This is a genomic window from Variovorax sp. 10L426 (genome assembly GCF_056395305.1).
Window position 1 is genome coordinate 1 of record NZ_JBFTJF010000121.1, and the last position, 399, is coordinate 399.

1 protein-coding gene is annotated in these 399 nt (G+C 32.1%); it reads left to right on the top strand.

Features of this window, described 5'->3' with window-relative positions; genetic code table 11:
* A partial coding sequence (locus AC1DHL_RS30050) for a hypothetical protein (protein WP_478164376.1) occupies positions 1 to 399 on the top strand: 399 nt, incomplete at both ends.

Below are 399 nucleotides of genomic sequence, written 5' to 3' on the forward strand. Positions count from 1 at the left end.
GCTGATAAGCCTATCAGCTTAAAAGGAGATATATATGAACAGAACAGAGATTACAAAACTTATAGAACAGAATCAACAATCGATCACAGAGCAGATCAGCAGTATGTCGAAAACCAACTCAGACACCATAGAGAAAATTTTGACACAGAGCTTAAAAAAAGACACAGCAGAAATAGAACTCGTTTTAAGCCAACACAGAGCAAAGACCAAAAAAATGTTGAGTTCAGAATTAAAAAAGCAAATGACAGTAAAAATGTTAGATCTGAAATATCAGACAATAATAATGTTCCTTCTAGGAATGAACCTGATATTGATTTTTTTCATAATAATAAGACTATGGAGGATGTAAGCAATGAGCAAAATTTCACAAATGATAAAACAAAACCAAGAGAAGAAGAA